This is a genomic window from Kitasatospora sp. NPDC093550, assembly GCF_044764985.1.
Classification (GTDB): domain Bacteria; phylum Actinomycetota; class Actinomycetes; order Streptomycetales; family Streptomycetaceae; genus Kitasatospora.
The window spans coordinates 67,798-88,548 of the sequence record NZ_JBIWJF010000033.1 but is presented as its reverse complement, the minus strand read 5'-3'; the positions used below and the strand labels follow the sequence as shown (position 1 = coordinate 88,548).

19 protein-coding genes are annotated in these 20,751 nt (G+C 75.0%); 10 read left to right on the top strand and 9 right to left on the bottom strand.

Annotated elements, in window-relative coordinates:
* Window positions 1-207: 207 nt before the first annotated feature.
* The 4 genes from ACIRD3_RS34770 to ACIRD3_RS34755 form a co-directional block, all read right to left on the bottom strand.
* Window positions 208-684 carry a Dps family protein gene (locus tag ACIRD3_RS34770; RefSeq protein ID WP_402224602.1) on the bottom strand — a complete coding sequence of 159 codons (477 nt, stop codon included), beginning with the start codon at window positions 682-684 and terminating at the stop codon, window positions 208-210.
* A 393-nt stretch (window positions 685-1,077) separates the two neighbouring features.
* Window positions 1,078-1,551: an ATP-binding protein gene (locus ACIRD3_RS34765; RefSeq protein WP_402224600.1), complete on the bottom strand. Its 474-nt coding sequence runs from the start codon at window positions 1,549-1,551 to the stop codon at window positions 1,078-1,080.
* Between the two features lie 195 nt (window positions 1,552-1,746).
* A complete protein-coding gene (locus tag ACIRD3_RS34760) occupies window positions 1,747-2,163 on the bottom strand; it encodes an STAS domain-containing protein (RefSeq protein ID WP_402224598.1) in 417 nt (138 codons plus the stop codon).
* A 77-nt stretch (window positions 2,164-2,240) separates the two neighbouring features.
* Window positions 2,241-3,113, bottom strand: a complete 873-nt coding sequence (locus tag ACIRD3_RS34755) for a SigB/SigF/SigG family RNA polymerase sigma factor (RefSeq protein ID WP_402224596.1) — start codon at window positions 3,111-3,113, stop codon at window positions 2,241-2,243.
* Window positions 3,114-3,399: 286 nt separating this feature from the next.
* Between ACIRD3_RS34755 and ACIRD3_RS34750 the strand changes: the two genes are divergently transcribed.
* From ACIRD3_RS34750 to ACIRD3_RS34730, 5 genes are all read left to right on the top strand, one after another.
* Complete coding sequence (locus ACIRD3_RS34750) at window positions 3,400-6,855, top strand: HAMP domain-containing protein (RefSeq protein WP_402224594.1); 3,456 nt, start codon at window positions 3,400-3,402, stop codon at window positions 6,853-6,855.
* A 119-nt stretch (window positions 6,856-6,974) separates the two neighbouring features.
* Window positions 6,975-9,509, top strand: a complete 2,535-nt coding sequence (locus ACIRD3_RS34745) for a SpoIIE family protein phosphatase (protein WP_402224610.1) — start codon at window positions 6,975-6,977, stop codon at window positions 9,507-9,509.
* A gap of 144 nt (window positions 9,510-9,653) precedes the next feature.
* Complete coding sequence (locus tag ACIRD3_RS34740; protein WP_402224591.1) at window positions 9,654-10,076, top strand: ATP-binding protein; 423 nt, start codon at window positions 9,654-9,656, stop codon at window positions 10,074-10,076.
* Window positions 10,077-10,560: 484 nt separating this feature from the next.
* Window positions 10,561-11,265, top strand: coding sequence for a metal-dependent hydrolase (locus ACIRD3_RS34735; RefSeq protein ID WP_402224589.1), 705 nt, complete (start codon window positions 10,561-10,563; stop codon window positions 11,263-11,265).
* A 203-nt stretch (window positions 11,266-11,468) separates the two neighbouring features.
* Window positions 11,469-11,885, top strand: a complete 417-nt coding sequence (locus ACIRD3_RS34730; protein ID WP_402224586.1) for a DUF3592 domain-containing protein — start codon at window positions 11,469-11,471, stop codon at window positions 11,883-11,885.
* A gap of 121 nt (window positions 11,886-12,006) precedes the next feature.
* Here ACIRD3_RS34730 and ACIRD3_RS34725 read toward each other — a convergent pair whose 3' ends face one another.
* Window positions 12,007-12,927, bottom strand: a complete 921-nt coding sequence (locus ACIRD3_RS34725) for a helix-turn-helix domain-containing protein (RefSeq protein ID WP_402224584.1) — start codon at window positions 12,925-12,927, stop codon at window positions 12,007-12,009.
* 201 nt (window positions 12,928-13,128) lie between these two features.
* Between ACIRD3_RS34725 and ACIRD3_RS34720 the strand changes: the two genes are divergently transcribed.
* The gene (locus ACIRD3_RS34720; RefSeq protein ID WP_402224582.1) at window positions 13,129-13,887 is read left to right on the top strand and encodes an SDR family oxidoreductase; all 759 of its coding nucleotides are present in this window, start codon (window positions 13,129-13,131) and stop codon (window positions 13,885-13,887) included.
* Here ACIRD3_RS34720 and ACIRD3_RS34715 read toward each other — a convergent pair.
* A complete protein-coding gene (locus ACIRD3_RS34715; RefSeq protein WP_402224581.1) occupies window positions 13,872-14,966 on the bottom strand; it encodes a Clp protease N-terminal domain-containing protein in 1,095 nt (364 codons plus the stop codon). The genes ACIRD3_RS34720 and ACIRD3_RS34715 overlap by 16 nt on opposite strands.
* Window positions 14,967-15,131: 165 nt before the next feature.
* Between ACIRD3_RS34715 and ACIRD3_RS34710 the strand changes: the two genes are divergently transcribed.
* A complete protein-coding gene (locus ACIRD3_RS34710) occupies window positions 15,132-16,121 on the top strand; it encodes a S1C family serine protease (protein ID WP_402224579.1) in 990 nt (329 codons plus the stop codon).
* 208 nt (window positions 16,122-16,329) lie between these two features.
* Complete coding sequence (locus tag ACIRD3_RS34705) at window positions 16,330-16,608, top strand: hypothetical protein (protein WP_402224577.1); 279 nt, start codon at window positions 16,330-16,332, stop codon at window positions 16,606-16,608.
* Between the two features lie 172 nt (window positions 16,609-16,780).
* Here ACIRD3_RS34705 and ACIRD3_RS34700 read toward each other — a convergent pair whose 3' ends face one another.
* A complete protein-coding gene (locus ACIRD3_RS34700; protein WP_402224575.1) occupies window positions 16,781-17,197 on the bottom strand; it encodes a hypothetical protein in 417 nt (138 codons plus the stop codon).
* Between the two features lie 6 nt (window positions 17,198-17,203).
* On the bottom strand, window positions 17,204-17,767 hold the full coding sequence (locus ACIRD3_RS34695) for a universal stress protein (protein ID WP_402224573.1): 564 nt from the start codon (window positions 17,765-17,767) through the stop codon (window positions 17,204-17,206).
* 206 nt (window positions 17,768-17,973) lie between these two features.
* Between ACIRD3_RS34695 and ACIRD3_RS34690 the strand changes: the two genes are divergently transcribed.
* Entirely contained in the window at window positions 17,974-18,321 is a 348-nt protein-coding gene (locus ACIRD3_RS34690; protein ID WP_402224571.1) for a GntR family transcriptional regulator, read from the top strand.
* A complete protein-coding gene (locus ACIRD3_RS34685) occupies window positions 18,318-19,394 on the top strand; it encodes a DUF1648 domain-containing protein (RefSeq protein ID WP_402224569.1) in 1,077 nt (358 codons plus the stop codon). The genes ACIRD3_RS34690 and ACIRD3_RS34685 overlap by 4 nt, the downstream gene beginning before the upstream one ends.
* 50 nt (window positions 19,395-19,444) lie before the next feature.
* On the opposite strand, the gene ACIRD3_RS34680 is transcribed toward ACIRD3_RS34685, so the two are convergent.
* Window positions 19,445-20,737, bottom strand: coding sequence for a hypothetical protein (locus ACIRD3_RS34680; protein WP_402224566.1), 1,293 nt, complete (start codon window positions 20,735-20,737; stop codon window positions 19,445-19,447).
* Window positions 20,738-20,751: the final 14 nt, after the last annotated feature.

Below are 20,751 nucleotides of genomic sequence, written 5' to 3'. Positions count from 1 at the left end.
CGCGGGCGGCGGGGCCACGCGGGAGGGGGCGGGAGCGGGGGCGGGGAATCGGACCATTCCACGGTTGTAACCCGTCTGACGACGAATCACCCGGCATGACATTCGCGCAGCCGGGGCACGTGTGGCCCGGCCGTGGCCCCGGCGCGCGGCAGGCACACGCCGTCGCGGTCCCCGGCCCGGCGCTCAGCCGCGCCGGGGCCGCACGCGTCAGCCCCGGCTCTCCGCCTGGAACATCCAACTGTGCTTCTCCAGCGCGGCCGTGAGTCCGATCAGGAGGTCCTGGGTGACGGGGTCCGCCTTCTCCGTCTCCTCGATCCGCGTCCGCATCCGCTCGATCGCGACCCCGAACGCCTTCACCAGGTGCTCGATCACCGCCTCGTCGGCGATCCAGCCCTCGGGGAACCCGGGCAGGCCGCTGGAAGCGGCGATCGTCGCGGCCCGTCCGTCGGGGCTGACCCCGATCGCCGCGGCGCGCTCGGCCACCTCGTCGGCGAAGTCGCGGGCGGTGGTGACCACTTCGTCCAGTTGCAGGTGGACGGAGCGGAACCGGGGCCCGTGGAGGTTCCAGTGCGCCTGCTTGGCCACCAGGGAAAGGTCCAGCAGGTCGACCAGGGCGCCCTGCAGCGCTTCCCCGGTCGTCTTGCGTTCGTTGTCCGGCAGAGGGCTGCTGATGACGATGCCCATCGCAGAATTCCTTCCAGGGTCGGGGAGCCGTCGTCCGGCCTCCGTACGGTGAGGGCGGTTCGCCGCCCCGTGCTCCGGTCTCGGTGGAAGCCACCGTGCCCGCACGCGGAGGGGAAGCCCCCCGAGGCGTCCGGGACGGGCGCCGACGACCGGCCGGGCAGCGGCTGTTCCAGCGGCTTCCCCCGCTGGGGGCACGGAAACCACCCGCGGGCGGAGCCGGTGGTACCGCTGGTAACCGCTCGGGAAGTGCCGGGTCTGCCGGCCCACGGCAAGCGGCGGGGCCGCCCGATCAGGGCGGCCCCGCCGCTTGCCGTCCGTCGTCGGCCGCACGTCGTCCGGGCCCACCGCCGTCCGGACGTACTGCTCGGATTCGGGATGCCGCAGGGCCCCCGGTCACGCGCCCAGGAGGCGGGACGCCTCGAACTCGGCCCAGATGGTCTTGCCCTGGGGGTGCGGCTGGGCGCCCCAGCGGTCGGCGATCCGCTGCACGATGAACAGGCCGTGTCCACCGGGCAGTGCGGGGTGGTGCGGTTCCCGGGGGGCGGGCATGTCGGAGCTGCGGTCGCTGATCTCGATCCGCAGCCGGTCCGGGGTGAGGTCGAGGACCAGTTCCAGCGGGCCGTCGCCGTGCAGCATGGCGTTCCCGACGAGTTCGGCGACCACCAGGACGACGTCCTCGGTGATCCCCCCTCCGGCCCCGGGCCCGGGAACGGACGCGCACCAGTCGCCCAGCACACGGACGGTGTGGGCCCTGGCGCGGGCGACCGGCTTGGGGAGCCCGACGAGGGGCAGCCGTCTGCGCTGACCGCCGACGGGCAGCACGAGCCCACCCGGGAGCGGGTCACCGTCCAGGGTTCCCCGGCTCATCGACATCTACGGGCACCCTTCCGCATCGACGACTCTCGCAGCTCGGTTTCCCGGCAGCTCCGGGATTATGCCTCTCCCCACGCGCCGCCCGGTAGCCGGGCGGGCCGCCCGCCGCTCGCACAGCCCGCCGCTCGGACAGCCCGGCGCTCGGGCGGTCACGCGCTCGGGCGGTCAGGCGCTCAGGCGGTCAGGCGCTCAGGCGGTCAGGCGCTCAGGCGCCCAGGCGCCCAGGGCCTCCTCGACCGTCTCGTGGATCGTGAACACCGTACGTGCACCGGTCAGTTCCAGCACCCGCAGCACCGTCGGCGCCACCGCCGCGAGCCGCAGGTGCAGCCCCTCCTTCTCGGCCGCGATGCGCGTCCGGAGCAGCAGGTTCAGCCCCGAGGAGTCGCAGAAGGCAACCTCCCCCAGGTCGATGACCAGTGCCGACGGGCGCCGCGTGACCAGCTCGGTGAGCTCCTCGGCGGCCGAGGCCAGCGTCTCGATGTCGAGGTCGCCGACGAGCGCGCACACCGCCGCCCCGGTCTCCGTGGTGCGGCTGCGCATGACCAGGCCGGGCCTGGGTGCGGTCGCCAGGGCCGCCTCGCCCTGGCCGTCGTCGGATGGCATCATCGTCGTCCCCTCCATGTCCGTGCCTTCCGACCCTACGTAGGCCGGGCCGCTGCGCCAAACACGGCCCTCGGCGACCGTCAGTCGCCGACCAGCCCTTCCCGCAGCTTCCGCAGGGTGCGGCTCAGCAGCCGGGAGACGTGCATCTGGGAGAGCCCGAGGCGGGCCCCGATCTGGGTCTGCGTCAGGTCCTCGCAGAAGCGCATGGAGAGGATGAGCCGCTCCCGCTCCGGCAGTGCGGCCACCAGCGGCTTGAGCGCCACCAGGTCCTCGACCCGGGACAGGCGCCGGTCCTCCTCGCCGAGGCGTTCGGCCAGCGCGCCGGGGCCGTCCTCGTCCTCGTCGCCGCCGAGGTCCAGCGAGCCCGCGGTGTGGCCGTTGGCCGCGGTCAGCCCCTCGACGACCTCCTCGACCGGGAGCGAGAGGTGCTCGGCGAGTTCGGCGGGCGTGGGAGCGCGGTCGAGTTCCTGCGACAGCTTCTCCTGGGCCCTGGCGAGGACGATGCGCAGTTCCTGGAGCCGCCGGGGCACGTGCACGGCCCAGGTGGTGTCGCGGAAGTGGCGCCGCAGCTCACCGAGGACGGTCGGCATGGCGAACGTGGTGAACTCCACACCGAGGTCCGGGTCGAACCGGTCGATGGCCTTCACCAGGCCGACCGCGCCCACCTGGAGGAGGTCCTCCCTGGGCTCGCGGTGCGAGGTGAAGCGGCGGATCGCGAACTTCACCAGGGAGAGGTTCATCTCCACCAGGGTGTTGCGGACGTACGAGTACTCCCTCGTCCCCTCCTCCAGCGTGGCGAGGCGGCGCAGCAGGACGCGGGTGAGTTCCCGCGCGTCGGCCGGCGCCATCTCGCGCAGGTCCTCCCCCCTGGGCAGGTCGGCCGGGAGCAGCTCCCGCATCCTCCCGGCCGGGACGGTTGTGGGGGCGAGCAGTTCACCGGTGGGCGTGGGCATCCGAGTCCTTTCCCGCGACGGCACGACGGGGCCCGGATACCCCGGAGCGCGAGATCGATGCAGCCGCGCCTCGTGAAGGTTTCGTGAAGACCACGTCGCACCGGATCCGCCGTCCGGAGCACCTCCTCCCTGGTCGCAGCCGTTTCCCGGCGGCACGGACGCTGGGGTAGCCTCCGTGACGGTACGCACCGCACCCGACCCACGACCGGATCCATCCGCCCGGGTTCGGCGATGCCCACGACCGGATGCGGGCCCCCGGCCCGGCGTTCTACGGAGGCGACCTTCGATGGCTGGCCCGACCACGATCAACGGCTCGCAGCACCGCCCGGCGCACGGGCCGGAGGCCGCGCTGGGCAACGAGTCCGAACTGCGGCAACTGCTGGCCGGCCTGACGGCCGTCCGGGACGGCGACTTCAGCACCAAGCTCCCCGACGACGCGCACGGGCTGCTGGGCGAGATCGCCTCGGTGTTCAACGGCATGGTCGACCAGCTGTCGCACTTCACCTCCGAGGTGACGCGCGTCGCGCGGGAGGTCGGCACCGAGGGCCGCCTCGGCGGCCAGGCGCAGGTTCCCGGGGTCTCCGGCACCTGGGCGGACCTCACCGACTCGGTCAACGCGATGGCCGGCAACCTCACCTGGCAGGTGCGCGGAATCGCCCAGGTCACCACGGCGGTGGCGCGCGGCGACCTCACCCAGAAGATCGAGGTCGACGCCCGGGGCGAGATCCTGGAGCTCAAGAACACCGTCAACACGATGGTCGACCAGCTCTCCGCGTTCGCCGGGGAGGTCACCCGGGTCGCCCGCGAGGTCGGCACCGAGGGGCGGCTCGGCGGCCAGGCCCGGGTCGTCGGCGTCTCGGGGACCTGGCACGACCTGACCGACTCGGTGAACTCCATGGCGGGAAACCTCACGGGCCAGGTCCGCGCGATCGCCCAGGTGGCCACCGCGGTCGCCGAAGGCGACCTGTCGCAGAAGATCACCGTCACCGCCCGGGGCGAGATCCTGGAGCTGAAGACGACCATCAACACGATGGTCGACCAGCTCTCCGCGTTCGCCGACGAGGTCACCCGGGTCGCCCGCGAGGTCGGCACCGAGGGGCGGCTCGGCGGCCAGGCCAAGGTCGAGGGCGTCTCCGGCACCTGGAAGCGGCTCACCGAGAACGTCAACGAGCTGGCCGGGAACCTGACCCGGCAGGTCCGGGCGATCGCCGAGGTCACCAGCGCCGTCGCGGCCGGCGACCTCACCCGCTCGATCACCGTGGACGCCTCCGGGGAGGTCGCCGACCTCAAGGACAACGTCAACTTCATGGTGGAGTCCCTGCGCGAGACCACCCGCGCCAACGAGGAACAGGACTGGCTGAAGACCAACCTCGCCCGCTTCTCCGCCCTGATGCAGGGCCGGCGCGACCTCGGCGTCGTCGCCGAGTCCGTGATGGACGAACTCGCCCCGCTGGTGGGCGCGCAGTGCGGTGCCTTCTACCTCGCCGAGGACAGTCCGGACGGGACGATCCTCCAGCTGGTCGGCTCCTACGCGTTCCCCGACGGCGAGCGCCCCACCCGCTTCCGCCTCGGCGAGTCCTTCGTCGGCCAGGCCGCCCGCAGCCGGCGCACCATCAGCGTCGACGCGATCCCGCCGGGTTACCTCCCCGCCTCCTCCGGCCTCGGCCGCACCGACTCGCTGTCCCTGATGGTGCTGCCGATCGTGGTCGAGGACCAGGTCCTCGGCGTCATCGAGCTGGCCTCCGTCAAGCCGTTCACCCAGGTCCACCGGAACTTCCTGGAACAGCTGATGGAGACCATCGGCGTCAACGTCAACACCATCATCGCCAACGCCCGTACCGACGAGCTGCTCGGCGAATCCCAGCGGCTCACCGCCGAACTCCAGGCCCGTTCCGAGGAACTCCAGGCCCGGCAGGAGGAACTCCAGGCCTCCAACGCCGAACTGGAGGACAAGGCGGAACTCCTCGCCGCCCAGAACCGCGACATCGAGACCAAGAACCTGGAGATCGAGCAGGCCCGCCAGGAGCTGGAGGACCGCGCGCACCAGCTCTCCCTCGCCTCCAAGTACAAGTCGGAGTTCCTGGCCAACATGAGCCACGAACTGCGCACGCCGCTCAACAGCCTGCTCATCCTGGCCCAGTTGCTCGCCCAGAACCCCACCAGGAACCTGACCGCCAAGCAGGTCGAGTACGCCGGCATCATCCACTCCGCCGGCTCCGACCTGCTCCAGCTCATCAACGACATCCTCGACCTGTCCAAGGTCGAGGCCGGCAAGATGGACCTGAACGTCGACGCGGTGCCGCTGCGCGCCCTGCTGGACTACGTCGAGGCCACCTTCCGCCCGCTCACCGGGCAGAAGAACCTCGCCTTCGCCGTCCACACGGCGCCCGGCGTCCCCGGCGAGCTCCTCACCGACGACTACCGGCTGCGCCAGGTGCTGCGCAACCTGCTGTCCAACGCCGTCAAGTTCACCGAGCACGGCACCGTCGAGCTGCGCATCGAACCCGCCCCCGAGGCCGAACTCCCGGACGGCGTCCGGCGTGGCGGCCCGGTGCTCGCCTTCCGGGTGACCGACACCGGCATCGGGATCGCGCCCCAGCACCTGGAGACCGTCTTCGGCGCCTTCCAACAGGCCGACGGCACCACCAGCCGCAAGTACGGCGGCACCGGCCTCGGACTGTCCATCAGTCGGGAGATCGCCTTCCTGCTCGGCGGCGCCATCACCGTCGAGAGCACCCCGGGGCGGGGCAGCACCTTCACCCTCTACCTCCCCGCCCGGCACTCCGAGGTCACCGCCGGCGAACCGGCGCCGACCCCCGGAACGCCGGCCGGCACCGCCGCGGGGCCCTCGCCGGACCAGCCGGTCGATCCCGCCGACGACGCCTCCTCCGAACGGCCGCGGCGGCTCCTCGTCGTGGAGGGCCGGCCCAACGGCCTGCTGACCCTCGTCGCGGAGAACGCCGTGGCCGACCTCGCGCGCTACTCGGCCGGGCACCGGGAGGTCGAGGTCGTCACCGCCGTCGGCGCCCAGGAGGCCGCCACCGCGCTGGCCACCGCGCCGTGCCACTGCGTCGTCCTGGAACTCGACCTGCCGGACGGCGCGGCTGCCGCGCTCCTCGCCGACATGGAGGGCGACCCGGCCCTGCACACCGTGCCGGTGCTGGCGCACAACAACCGCGGCGTCACCGGCGAGCGCGCGGACTCCGTCTCCCGGCCGAGCGGACAGCCGCTCGAACTGATAGCCAGCCTCGACGAGTTGCGCGAGCGGATCGCCCTCCACATGAGTGCCGACCGCCCCGGCGGCGCGCTCCCGCCCGGACGCGGCACGGACCGGATGCCCTCCTGGAGCCCCGGCGCCGAGCCAGCGCTGGCCGGCCGCACGGCCCTGGTGGTCGACGACGACGACCGCAACCTCTACGCGATCACCAGCATCCTGGAACTGCACGGCATGCACGTCCTCCAGGCCGAGAACGGGCGCGCCGCGCTGGAGTCGCTCACCGCCCACCCCGGCATCGACGTGATCCTGATGGACGTGATGATGCCGGAGATGGACGGGTACACGGCCACGGCGGCGATCCGCGCCATGCCCGAGCACGAGGGCCTGCCGATCATCGCCGTGACCGCCAAGGCGATGATCGGCGACCGGGAGAAGAGCCTGGCCGCCGGCGCGAGCGACTACATCACCAAGCCGGTCGACGCCGACGAGGTGATCAGCCGGATCACGCACCACCTCACGCGGTGAGGCCCGTCCGGCGGATCGTGCCGGACCGGCCCCGGCCGCCGACCGGAGCAGCAGTCCAGACCCCAGGAGCCACCACCGTGCAGCACCCCGACGAACAGCTCGCGAAGGGCCGCCCCGTGATGGAACCGGCCGTCGACGCCCTCAGGGTCGGGGCCCAGCGCGGTTCGACCGGCCCGGAGGCGCCCGCCGCCCGGGAGCCGGAGCCCGACCGTACGGCCACGGCGGTGGGCCGGCTCGCCGGCACGGTGGATCGCCTGCGCCGGGAGCTGGACCAGGCGCAGGCCGACTCGGCGGGGCGAGCCGTCCTGGAGATGGCGGTCGGCGTGCTGGTGGAGCGCCTGCGCTGCGGCCCCACCGAAGCCGCCCGGCAGTTGGAGGGCCTCGCCGAGCAGGCGGGGGTGACGAAGCTGGCGCTCGCCGCCGACCTGCTCAACCAGGCCGCGGCGGACCAGATCTCGGCGCTCGCCCGCGAGTTCGTGGCCGGCGCCGTGACCCGCTCCGACGAGGCGGCCCGAACGGACGGGGCGGCCGGGACCGGCGGGGCGGTCCGGCCCGCCCGGGCCGGGGTGCGCGCCGGTGCGGCGGCCAGGTGCGCGGATCCCGTCGCGTTGCGGCTGCGCAGCACCGAGGCGGACACGATCGCGGGCGGCGACGCCGCGACGGCGGCCCGCTCCATGCTGGAGCACGCCCTTCGCCCGCTGGGCGTGGCCGCGGTGGCGATCTGGGCCGCCCACCCCGACCTCTCGCTGTCCCTCGCGGGCAGCGCCGGCTTCCAGCCGGAGGAGGCCCGCCGCTGGCGCCACGTCCCGCCCGGCGTCCCGACGCCGGCCCGCCGGGCCCTGGACGAGCGCACGGCCATCGGCTACCACGTGCTCGCCGACGCCTCGGTGCCCTCCATCGGCCAGCACGACGTCCGCGGCGGGCGGCTGGCCGTGCCGGCCGGCGTCGGCGGCCGACTGATCGGCGTCCTGGAGATCTGCTGGCGCGAGGCGTTGCCCGAGCAGTCCCAGCCGCTGCAAAGGCAGTTCGAGGCCCTCGCCGAGGTGGCGGCCGCCACCCTGGAGTCCTGGGAGCCCCGGGAGTTCCCCGCGGCCGACGTGGCCGACGCCCGGTTCGACGAGCTGCGGCAGCTCACGGACGGCCTCTTCGACCCCTGCCTGGTCCTCCGGGTGGTACCGGAGGACGGCGAGGTGCCGCCGCGGTTCGTGGTGCGGCACGTCAACCCGTCCTTCGTGGACTTCGCCGGCCGGTCCACGAGCGCGATCGTGGGCGCCCGGCTGCTGGAGGCGTACCCGCTCGCAGCGGAACCGGGGGGCCTCGCCGAGAAGGTCGAGCACGTCTTCGCCACCGGAGAGCCGTTCCGGACCCCGGACATGCGGCTGGCCGCCCTGGTCGACGGGGTGCCGCTGACCACCCGGGCACAGGTGAGCATCAGCCGGCACGGCCCCCACCTGGTGGTCGTCTGGCGGCTGGACGACGGTACGCCACGGGTCGCCCGGCTGCTCCAGCACGCGCAGCGCCTGGGCCGGATCGGCGGCTTCGAGGAGAACCTGCGCACGCGTCAGATCGTCTGGAACGACAGCCTGTACGAGCTGCACGGGCTGCCCCCCACCGCGCAGCCGATCTCCATCGACCAACTGGCCGAACACGCCCACCCGGACGACCGCCACACCATCGGCCGGTTCCTGCGAACCCTGCTGCACCACCGCCGGCCGGCCTCCACCGCCTTCCGGCTCCAGCGCCCCGACGGCGTCACCCGGCACATCCGGGTCGTGGCGGAGCCGGTGCGCGATCCGCAGAGCCGGCTGCGCCTGGTGCGCGGCGCCTACCAGGACATCTCCGCCCAGCACTGGACGGAGGTCGCACTCGCCGCCACCCGCGACCAGCTGGCCCAGAGCGAGCAGCAGGCCGCCGAACGCAGCCGCCTCGCCCTCCAGCTCCAGCACGCCATCATGCCGCCCGCCCGGGGCCCGCTCGACCTGCACGACCTGCACGTGGCCGTCCGCTACCGCCCGGCCGAGAAGGACCACCTCGTCGGCGGCGACTGGTACGACGCGCTCGCGCTGCCGACCGGCGACGTCCTGCTGTGCGTCGGCGACGTCGCCGGGCACGGCATCGAGGCCGCCACCGGCATGGTCGCCCTGCGCAACGCCCTGCGCGGCCTGGCCGCCACCGGCGCCGGGCCGGGCCAGCTGCTCAGCTGGCTGAACAGCGTCACCCACCACCTGACCGACAACGTCACGGCCACCGCGGTCTGCGGGCTGTACGAGCCGTCGACCCGCCGGCTGCGCTGGGCCCGGGCCGGCCACCCACCGCCGGTGCTGCTGCGCGACGGCCGGGCGAGGACCCTTCCGCAGGTGGGCGGAATCCTGCTGGGCGCCCTGGACCAAGCGGACTACGAGGAGGACGAGTTCGTCCTGGAGACTGGCGACACCCTGGTGATGTACACCGACGGGCTGATCGAACGCCGTGACGAATCCCTCCAGGCGTCGCTGACCAACCTGACGGCGCTCACCGAACGCGCCCACCGCGACGCGGGCGTCAACGCCAACGGCCTCGAAGGGCACCTGGACCACCTGCTGCAGTACAGCAACGCCGACACCGACGACGACACCTGCCTGGTCGGCGTGGCGGTGCGCCGACCGGACAGCTGAGTCCCCACCCGGTGGCCGCTCCCGGACGGGAACGGTCCCGGCGGACCTGACCGGTCGGCAGCGGGCGCAACGTCGAGCCCAGGTCGCATGCCGTCGCCGGATGCGGGCACACGAGGGTTGCACTCCATCTGAGGGGAGGCCCGCATGTCCAGGATCGGCGGAGTGGGATGGGCCCGGCGGCTTCCGCTCGGCGCCGGCGTACGGGCCGGCCGGGCGTGGGCGAGGAGACACCTGGAGACCCTCGGCTGGAACCGGGACGCGCCGGCCGTCGCGGACGCGGTCGTCCTGGCCGTGTCCGAACTGACCACCAACGCGCACGTCCACGCCGGCAGCGACGCGGAACTGGTGCTGACCTGGGACGGACGCTGCCTGCACCTGAGCGTCCACGACCACAGCGGTCGGCTCCCCCAGCCCCGGGCGGCGAGCCCGGAAGCCACCGGGGGGCGCGGCCTGGCGCTGGTCGACGCACTCGCCGACCACTGGTACACCCGTCTGCAGAAGGACGGCAAGACCGTCACCGCCCACTTCCACCCGCCGGGCTCGAAGCCCTGCCCGCCCCCGCGGTGAGCGGCGGCCCGGTGAGCCGGCGGTGGAAGCCGGCGCCCGGGTCCTGGGAATGGCCACGACGCCTGTCGCCCGGCAGGGCCGTAGCGGGCGCGCCGCGGGCCGGGGGAAGAACCCCGGGCCGGGGCTGCCCATTGGCTGCCCACGAATGCCCGGAGGATCCCCGGTCCCCGGGCCGGCACCCGTGACACGCTGTCGGATCCGCTCCGGGCGCCGGGGATCCTCACGGCGGACGGGCGCCGTCGTCCGGCCCGGACGCCGCCCGGAGGCGACGGCCCTTCTGGTGCACGGGACTCGGGTACCCGCGGACCCGCCGGACCGCGGCTTCACGGGGACGCCCGCCGCGCGACCACCGACGCCCCGTGGCCCGGGCCGCATGGTCGCGGGGAGTGGGAGGGGACTGGGCGGGTAGCAGTCGGATCTCCGCCGGCCCCGGCTGCGGCCGGAGCGGGCGGCGCGCGAGGCAGCGGAAAGGCAGGGGGGCGACGTGCTGGGTCAGTCACATGCGATCGGCGGGGCACTGCTCTACGCGGCCACCGCGCCCTTCCTGCCGGAGGCGGTGTCGGGCGCGCAGCCGCGGCCGAGCGAGGTGCTGGTCGGCACCCTGCTCTGCGCCGGGGCCGCGCTGCTGCCGGACCTCGACCACCACGACGCCACGCCCGCGCACCTGCTGGGCCCGCTGTCGAGGGGCCTGTGCCGGCTGGTGGGCCGGCTGTGCGGGGGCCACCGCCACGCGACGCACTCGCTGCTGTTCGTCGCGCTCACCGGGTGGGGCACCTGGATGGGCGTCACCCGCCTCGGTGGCGGCTTCACCCTCGGTCTCACCTTCGTCCTCTTCGCCCTCGCGGCGCGGGCCCTGCACCTCCACCCACCGGGGCACGGGCCGACCGCGTGGATCACCTCCGTCGGTCTGGCCGGCGTCGGGACGGCGACGGTGGCCGCCTGGTTCACCGGCATCTCCTTCTGGCTGCCCTACATCGTCTGCCTGGGCACGCTGAGCCACCTGCTCGGCGACTGCCTGACCCGCCGGGGCGCGCCGCTGCTCTGGCCCTACCGCAGGCGCTTCGAACTCGTGCTGATCCGGCGGACCGGAGGGAAGCTGGAGTCCCGGTTCCTCGTCCCCTTGATGACCGTCGCCACGTTCGCGGCCCTGTGGTTCTCGGCCTTCGCCCCGCGGCTGGCCTCCAGTTGAGCGCCCGAGGAGCGTGACCGGTCTGACGGACACGCCGCGGCACGAACGGGTCACGGCGTGGTCAGCGCGGGTCGCGGGTCGCACGCAGCGACCCCGTGGAGGACCGTCCCGGCGTCCCCGTGGGCGCGACCGCCCGGAGGTCGGGCGGGGCGCCCGTGGGCGATACTGAGCCGCGGGGGAACTCTCGGACAGGGAGGCGCGCGGTGGGCGGGACGGCCGGGTTCGCCGTGGTGGTGTTCGGCGCGTTGGGCGGCGTGGTCGCCTACCTCGCCGGGGTGGTGGGGCTGCGCGAGCTGCGGCGGCTGCGCCGGGTCGGCGTGCCGGCCTCGGCGCTGGTGCGGGCCCGCGCCCCGGGCCCTGAGGACCGCGCGCTGCCGCCGCGCCCGCTGCTGCAGTTCGAGACCGCGGACGGCCGGGTGGTCGAGGTCTTCTCCCCCGTCCCGTCCACCGCCCGCCACCCCCTGCCGGACGGCGGCTACGTGCCGGTCCGCTACGACCCGGCCGACCCCCGGCAGGTGCTGGTGGACGGCCGGGAGCGGGTCGGGCTGGAGTACGGCTTCCTCGCGCTCGGGGTGCTGGTGGTGCTGGGCTCGATCACCCTCGCCGCCACCGCGCTGTGAAGGCGTCCGTGCCGCCGCCGCGCTGTGATGCGCCCGCTCGCCTCCCGCGGTGACACCGGGCGGGCGGCTGCGGCCCCCCGACTGCGGCCCCCCGACTGCCGGCCCTCCGACGGCCGGCCCGCTACCGGTCCCGGCCCGCGCGGAGTCCCGCCGGGGTGAGGCCGGTGTGCAGGCGCATGGTGCGGGTGAGGTGGCTCTGGTCGGCGAAGCCGCACAGCTGCGCGATCGCCGCGATCGGGGTGTCGGTGGTGAGCAGGGCGCGGCGGGCGCGTTCCAGGCGCAGCCGGACCAGGTACTGGTGCGGGGACTGGCCGGTGGAGGCGCGGAAGGCCCGGGTGAAGTGCGAGGGGCTGACGCCCGCGACGGCGGCGAGTTCGGTGAGCGGGAGGCGTCCGTCCAGGTAGCCGTTCATGTGGTCGACGACCCGGTTCAGCCGCTTGGGCGTGAGCCCGCCCTCGCGCTCGGGCAGCTGCGGGCCACGGGTCGCGGCGGTGCGGATCAGGTGGGCGGCGAGCGCCTGCAGCATCGACTGGGCGTAGAGCGGGTCGGCGGGCTGCGGGCCCTCGTACTCGCCGACCAGGCGCTCGACCAGCATGCCGAGGAACGGGTCGGTGAGGTGGTAGCGAGGGGTCAGTTCCAGCGGGCCCGGCAGGTCGCTCTCGGTGGCGAGCTTCTCCAGCCAGGCCGGTTCGAGGGCGACCAGCATCAGCTCGGCGTCCTGTTCCCAGCACGGCCGGGAGGCCCAGCCGGCCGGGTTGACCAGCGCCTGGCCGCGGTGGAAGCGCTCGCGCCGGGGCCGGCCGTCGGCGTGCCAGCTGAGGTCGGCCGAGTTGCCGGTGTGCACGACCACCACGTGCCGGGTCGGGCCGTCGGCGCGCTCGGCGGTGTCGCCGGCCCGCTCCAGGCCGCGCTCGACCACGGCCTCGTCGAGGTCGGTGCCGCTGCCCGAGAGGCGGACCAGGTGGGGCTTGATCGCGGAGCCGCGAGCGGCGGCGGGCCGTACGTCGCGAGCGGAGCCGGAGGGCCGTGCGGGGATTGCCATACTGCCGATTCTGGTCCGTCGGGGTGCCGGACGACGAACGCGCCGAGCCTCGACGCCCGGGACCGGCCGAGGTCGTGAGCGGTTCGTTCCAGGGCCCGTCGGATTGTTCAAGCCCCGGGCGGCCCCCGCGCCGGACAGTGGTCGGGCGAACGTCCCCCTCACCCGGGGGCACTCCCCTCAACCGGCGAGGAGCCGTAGATCATGAGCAGCAACGTTTCCCTGGCGGGCAAGGTCGTCCTGGTCGGCGCCGGTGCCAAGAACCTCGGCGGGCTGATCAGCCGCAACGCGGGCGCGGACGGCGCCAAGGTCGTCGTGCACTACCACGCGGACGGCACCGCGCCGGACGCCGAGGCGACGGTCGCGGCGATCAAGGCGGCCGGCGGCGAGGCGGTGGCCGTCCAGGGCGATCTGACCGAGGTCGCCGACGTGGAGCGCGTCTTCGCCACCGCGCAGGAGACCTTCGGCGGTCTCGACGTCGCGGTGAACACCGCCGGCATGGTGCTGCGCAAGCCGATCGTGGACACCACCGAGGCCGAGTACGACGTGATGCACGCGGTGAACGCCAAGGCCGCGTACTTCTTCATCCGCGAGGCCGGCAAGCGGCTGAACGACGGCGGCAAGGTCATCACCATCGTGACCTCCCTGCTCGCCGCCTTCACCGACGGCTACTCCACCTACGCCGGTGCCAAGGCCCCGGTGGAGCACTACACCCGGGCCGCGGCCAAGGAGTTCGCCGCCCGCGGCATCTCGGTCAACACCATCGCGCCGGGCCCGATGGACACCCCGTTCTTCTACGGTCAGGAGACCCCGGAGCGGGTCGCCTTCCACAAGTCCCAGGCGATGGGCGGCCGGCTGACCGCGATCGAGGACATCGCGCCGATCGTCACCTTCCTCGCCACCGAGGGCGGGTGGATCACCGGCCAGACCCTCTTCGCCAACGGCGGCTACACCACCCGCTGAGCCTCCGGCCGTCGACCGGGCCCGTCGTGCCACCCGGCCGGACGGGCCCGGTCGTCGTCGCCGCCGGGCCCGTCCGCCCGCAGGGCTTCGGCGAGGCGCCGGGCCCTGGTGTCCTCGTCGAGCAGTACCCGGACCAGCGGGCCGGGGGCCGCGCCCGCCAGGTAGGCCTCGACGGAGCGCGGGTCGGCCGGGAGCGGGACCGCACCGGCGGCGACGGCGGCGTGGACCCGCGCGTAGTCGAGGCCGAGCCAGGCGAGCAGCTCCCCGCCGGTGTCGTCGACGTCCGGCCTCGGATGGTGGCGCAGCACCTCGTGGACGGCGAGGACGGCGAGCAGCACGTGCTCGGTGCCGGGCGTCCGGCGGCCGAGTCGCCGGGCCTGCTCGTCCGCCTCCGAGCGGATCCAGTCCGGGGACGCGGACGCGGACGCCGGACCGGCCGCACCGCGCCCGACCACCCGCCGCCAGAGCGGGAGGCGGCGCGCCGGGCGGCCGAGCAGGGCGTCCCGGGTGGGCAGCAGCAGCGGGTCCAGCGCGGACGGCGGCGCTGCGGCCGGCGCTGCGCGCGGACCGTCCAGCTGCTCCCGCACCGCCTGCGGTGCCACGCCCGCCGCGCGCAGCAGTTCGGCGGCGCGGGTGCGGTCGTCGGCCAGCAGGGCGCGCAGGACGTGCTCGGCGGTGAGCCGTTGCCCGCCGCCGCGCCGGACGGCCGCCACCGCGGCGGCGAGCGCGCGGGCGGCGGCGCCGGTCAGCACCAGGTCCGGTGCGCCGGCCGAGCCGAGCACCTCCCGGGCGGGCACCCCGGCACCGGCCTCGTCGTCCGTGCCCCAGGCCGTACCCCCGGCCGCACCACGGCCCGTACCGCGCTCGCCTTCCCGTTCGTGCTCGCGTTCCCGTTCGTGCTCCCGTTCGCGTGCGCGCAGGAGGGCGCGCAGCTCGCTCTCGGTGGCCCCGGCGGCGGCGAGGGCCGCTCCGGCCGGGCCGCCCGACCCCATCACCGCGGCCAGCAGGTGCTCCGTCCCGAGCCGGCCGCCGCCCGGAGTGTCGGGCGTGCGCCAGTCCGCTTCCAGCGTGGTCTCCATCAGGCCCTCCCCGCACGGTGGCTTTTGCTGGCACCATACGCCTGCTTTGCCTTGTCTTTATAGTCCGGCGCTCGCCCAGGGGGCGTCAGGAGCCGGCGGTGGAAGCTTCGGCACCGCGCCGTTGTTGGGCCGGGAGGACCCTCGTCGACGGAAGGGGTGAGCAGCGTGTCCGACACACTCCCCGGGCCCGAACACCCCTCCGACGACGGCACCGCCGAGGCGCTGGACGCCTACTCGCGGATCGTCACCACCGTGGCCGCCGCCGTGACCCCTCGGGTCGCCGCGCTCCAGGTCCCGCGGCGCGGCCGGGGCGGCTGGTTCAGCACCGCGCTCGGTTCGGCGGTGGTCTTCACCGAGGACGGCTTCCTGTTGACCAACGCCCACGTCGTCGGCAACGCCGACGCCGGGACGCTGGCCTTCGCCGACGGCACCACCTCGCCCTTCCACACCATCGGCTCCGACCCGCTCTCCGACCTGGCCGTCCTGCGCGCCGACGGCCCCACCCCCACCCCGGTGCGACTCGGCGAGGCCACCGCCCTGCGGGTCGGGCAACTGGTGGTCGCCGTGGGCAACCCGCTCGGGCTGGCCGGTACGGTCACGGCGGGCGTGGTCAGCGCGCTCGGCCGCTCGCTGCCCGCCCGCTCGGGCAGCGCCGTGCGGGTCATCGACAACGTGATCCAGACCGACGCCGCCCTCAACCCGGGCAACTCCGGCGGCGCGCTCACCACCGCGAACGGCGAGGTCGTCGGCATCACCACGGCGGTGGCCGGCAACGGGCTCGGCCTGGCCGTCCCGATCGACGCCACCAGCCGGCAGATCATCGCCGCCCTGCTCACCGACGGCCGGATCCGCCGCGCCTACCTGGGACTGGCGGGTGTGCCCGCCCCCCTGCCGCCCACCCTGCGCGACCGCACCGGACAGCGGACCGGCCTGCGGATCGTCGAGGTGGTGCCCGGCGCCCCCGCCGACCGCGCCGGCCTCCACGAGGGGGACCTCCTGCTCACCGCCGCCGGCGAACCGATCGGCAGCGCCCAGGCCCTGCAGCGCCTGATGCTCGCCGACGCGATCGGCCGCCCCCTGGCCCTCACCGTCCTGCGCGGCGAGGCCCTGGTCGACGTCATCGCCGTCCCGGCGGAACTCCCCGGGGACGACTAGGCTGCGGCAGCAGACGCTTTCGGGTCAGGGGGTGGAGGTGCCGGAATCCGTGTCCGAGTCCGGGTCGGAGGCCGTGTCCGGATCCGTGTCCGAGTCCAGGCCCGAGACCGGGTCCACAGCCGGGCCCGCAGAGGGGTGGGCGACGGCCACGCCGTCCGAAGTGGCGTGCGCCCGGGCCGAGTCGGCGTCCGGCCCGCCGACTCCGCTGGTGGCGCTCTGGCAGGTGACGGACGGCCTGATGACCGAGGCCGGGGTGACGGTCTACTCCTCCGGGTGCATCGGCGAACGCAACGCCACCTACGAAGTCGCCCGGTACGCACCCGGGTTCGTCCTCGTCGGCGACGACAGCGGCGGCCGCGGCTTCCTGCTGCGCGCCGACGACCCGGCCTCCGCCGTGTTCTCCTCGGACCTGGGCGATCTGGGCCCCGAGGACTTCGAGGTGGAGTCCGCGGACTTCGCGTCCTGGATCGCCGGGCTCGGCCGGTGAGGCGCGCGGAGCGGGTCGCGTCCGAACGTGCGACGACGCTCCGCGCGCCCCGTTCCCTGTCTCCACCGGTTCGCCGTGGGCCCCGGAGTACCGGCCGGAGCCCGCGGTCCTTCGGCGTGGTCCGCCGCCGGCCGTGCTGGGTGGCCGGCGGCGGACGTCCTGGGGGCCCGCCTCAGACCGGGCGGTCGAGGCGCAGCAGTGCCACCCGCACGGTGCGGCGCGGCACGGCCGCGGGCAGGGCGAGGAGCAGGGCGGTGGCGGTGAACACCGCGTAGTGCCGCCCCTCCGGCCAGGGGCCGGACCAGCCGAGTTCGGCGTGCCGGTGCTCGGCGAAGGCGTTGCAGCAGAGCCAGGCGGCCAGGCCGATCACCGGCGAGGCCCGCGGCCGGGAGTAGGCGCCGGCCAGGCCGCACAGCGCCACATACGCGACGAAGGCGAGCCGGCCGGAGTGCAGTTCGCCGAGCCCGCCGAGGCCGAGCGCCAGCGCACCGCCCGCGAGCAGGGTGACGGTGCCGGAGGCGCCGGTCGACAGCAGCTCCCGTACCGGGCGGTAGCGGGTGGTACCCGGGCGGGCCGAGTACATCCGCACCGCGGACTACCCCTTCACCAGGAGGAGTTCGGGTGCCGGGCGGGCCGTCAGGTGCCAGCGGGCGCGGCGGTGGACCGCCTCCAGCTCGTGCAGTTCGGTGAGCAGTGCGGGCACGGGTACGGTCAGCACCGGGCAGCCCGCCTTCCGCGCGCAGTACGCGGACACCGAGCGCCGCAGCCGGCGCCGCAGCGGGCTGCCGCTCTGCCCGAGGACCAGCAGGTCGCCGGGGCGGTCGGCGACCTGGACCAGGGCCGGGCCGGTCTCGCCGCGGATCACCACCGGGCGCAGCGGCACTCCGGGGACGGCGCCGCCGAAGGCCGCGTCGAGGGCGGCGTGCAGGCGCTGTTCGGCGGCGTCCCGGACGGCCGCGAGCAGCGGCGGGCAGGGCGAGCGGCGGTAGCCGAACTCGCCGCCGGGCGGCTCCCAGGCCAGCACCGGCAGCAGCTCCGCGCCGCGCTCCTTCGCCTCGGCCGCCGCTCGGTGCAGCGCCGCCAGACTCCCCAGCGACCCGCTGACCCCGACCACCACCCTGGGTGTCCTGCCGTCCTCGTGGCGCTCGCTGCCGTGCATGGTCCGTCCGTCCTCGTGTCGTGGTGGCCCCGTTGCCTCCACCCAACCCCCGCCGACCCGTCCACCAGCACTCCTTGACGCCTCCCTGACGCTCCGGGCGGCGATCCCAACGCACTCCATACGGCCCTCGCCCGCTCGGATGGCCTGGGAGCCGCGGACGAACACCCGGCGGCCATGAGCAACATGGTGCTATCGTCAGTAGCACCATGTTGCTGAAGCTGGACGTCGGGGACACCCGACCGCTGCACGAGCAGGTCGCGGGGGCGATCAGACGGGCCGTCGCCGAGGGCGAGTGCGCCCCGGGGGACAAGCTGCCACCGGCCCGGGAGCTCTCCCGGGCACTGGGGGTGAACACCAACACCGTGCTGCGCGGGCTGCGCACGCTGCGCGAGGAGGGGGTGCTGGAGTTCCGCCGGGGCCGCGGCATCACGATCGCGGCCGGCGCCGACACCCGCTCCGAACTGGTGGAGCGGGTCAGGCAGTTGGTCGAGGACGCGGCCAGGGCCGGCTACAGCAGGAACGATCTCGTGGACATCATCAGGGGGTTGGCGTGACGGACGACGGCGTGACGGACGACGGCGTGACGGACGACGGCGTGACGGCCGACGGTGTGACGGCCGACGGTGTGACGGAGCACGGCGGAGGGGGCGGGAGGCGCCGGGGTGCGCTGTGGGGTGCGGCGGCCTGGTCGCTGGGCGTGCTGGCGCTGCTGATCGCGCTGCCGCTGGCGGCGCGCCACCGGCTGCCGGATCCGCTGGCCACCCACTGGGGCGGGCGGGACCCGGACGGGTCGATGTCGCTGACCTGGGCGGTGCTGTTCCCGGCGCTGGTCTGGCTGGTCCTGGTGCTGGTCGCCGCGCTGCTGCAGCGGTACGGCGGGGAACGCTCGCCCGGTGTCGGGGCGGCGGCGCTGGCGGCCGGCGGGGTGCTGCTGACGGGGGCGCAGACCTCCATCGTGCACGCCAACCTGGACCGGGCCCGTTGGCAGGACGCCGCACCGATGGGCATCGAGGTGGTCCTGGTCATGCTGGCCACGGCCGCGGCCGGGACACTGACCTGGCTGGCGGGCCGTCGGTCCGGCGGGCGGACCGAGGAACGTCCGACGCCCGGTGCGCCGACCCTGGACGCACCCGAGGGGGAACGTTTCGTCTGGCTCTCGCGGGCCGTGAACCCGGCGCTGCAGCTGCTCGCCGTGGTGTTCGGGCTGGTCGCGGTCGCGGGGATGCTGGCGGCCGGCAGCGGACTGGCCCGCGCGCAGTGGTCGCTGGCGCTGTCCTTCGCCGTCCCGGCACTCGCCACCCTGGCCTGCTCCTCGGTGCAGGTCCGGGTGACCGCCCGCGGCCTGACCGTGGGCTTCGGCCCGTTCGGCCGGCCCGCCCGGCACTGGGCCCCCGGCGACCTGGTCTCGGCCCGCGCGGAGCAGCGCACCCCCGCCCAGGCGGGCGGCTGGGGCTACCGGATCAACCGGCTCGGCACCACGGTGATGCTGCGCCGGGGCGTCTGCCTGGTGGTGCGCACCCGCCGGGGCAGCGACTTCGCCGTCAGCGTCGACGACGCCGAGCGCGGCGCCGCCCTCCTCAACGCGCTGATCGCCCGCACCGCCCGCACCGAAGAGCCCACGGCCTGAACCGGCGGGACCCCACCCGGGCCCACCCGGCGGCCCCGCCCGGCGCCGTCCTAGTCCTGCCAGTAGAACAGCAGGGTGTCGACCGTCAGCGGCCCGCGTTCGCCGAAGTGGTAGACGCACAGGCCGGTGACGGTGGTGCCCGCGGTGGCCTCGTCCACCCAGCGGAGCCCGGCCCGTTCGAGCGCCGGGCGGGCCGGTGAGTCGTCGGCGCCGCCGACGAAGGGGCCGAGGGTGCTGGCGAAGAGCGCGTCCTCGTCCCCGCCGAGCCGGACCAGGTGGTAGCTGCCCTCGCCCGCGCCGTTGTCCTGGTGGGCCGAGACCGGCGGCTCGAAGGCGATCCCGACGGCGCTCAACGCCTCGGTGACGCGGCGGAGTTGGACGTCGACGTCGACGGCCGCCGGCGGCTCGGTGCAGAGCGCCTCGACGCGCCAGCGCGGGTCGGTGCCGGGCTCGCACCACCCGGCGTACTCGTGCACGATCGCGCGGCGCACGTCCTCGGGCAGACCGGGGACCTCCACCCGGGGGCGGCCGAGGCGCTCGTACCACGCCCGGGCCTCCGCGTCGTCGCCGGTGAGGCGGTGCAGGGCGCAGACGGCCCACAGGGCCGCCTCCTCCGGCGGGTTCGAGCCGAGCAGGGTGCGCAGCAGGTCCGGGTCGGTGACCAGGGTGTGGGCCTGGTGGGCGACCAGGCGGTCCGGGTCGGCGAGGGAATCGGCGAGGGAGTCAGCGAGGAAGCCGCCGAGGGAGCCGGCGGAGGGATCGGCGAGGGAGCGGGCCGGCCCGTGGCGGGTGGCGTCCGGTCCGGCGCGGTGGCGCAACCGGTCGCGGGCCAGCCGGTCCTCGGGGCGGGCCGCGCCGAGGTCGGCCAGGACGGTGGCGAGGCCGTGGCGGTCGGCCAGCGCGTCCAGTCCGGCCTCGCCGAGCTCGCGCAGGTGCCGCCAGGGGTTCGCGGCGAGGTCCGCGAGCCCGGCCGTCGCCGTGCGGTCGCCGAGGACGCCGCGGGCCTTCAGGAAGGCCTGGCGCAGCCCGTACGGCCCGTCCTGCCCGCGGTCCGGGTGGCGCAGCCAGGACAGGAGTCCGGCGCGGTCGCCGAGCGGGGCGAGCAGGTCGAGCAGGGCGACGCGGAGTTCGGCGGTCTCCTCGCCGTCCCGGACCACGGCGAGCAGCCCGGGGACGCGCTCCTCGGGCACCCGGCCGGTCAGGGCCTCGGCGCAGGCGCGGCGGCGGAACCAGTGGTGCTCCGGATCGGCGGCGTAGCGGGCGAGTTCGTCGGCGTCGCGGGCGCGCAGGGCGGCCGGGTCGTGCGGCCGCTCGAACGGGATCAGGGCATCGATGCTGGTCACCGAGGAATGCTAGG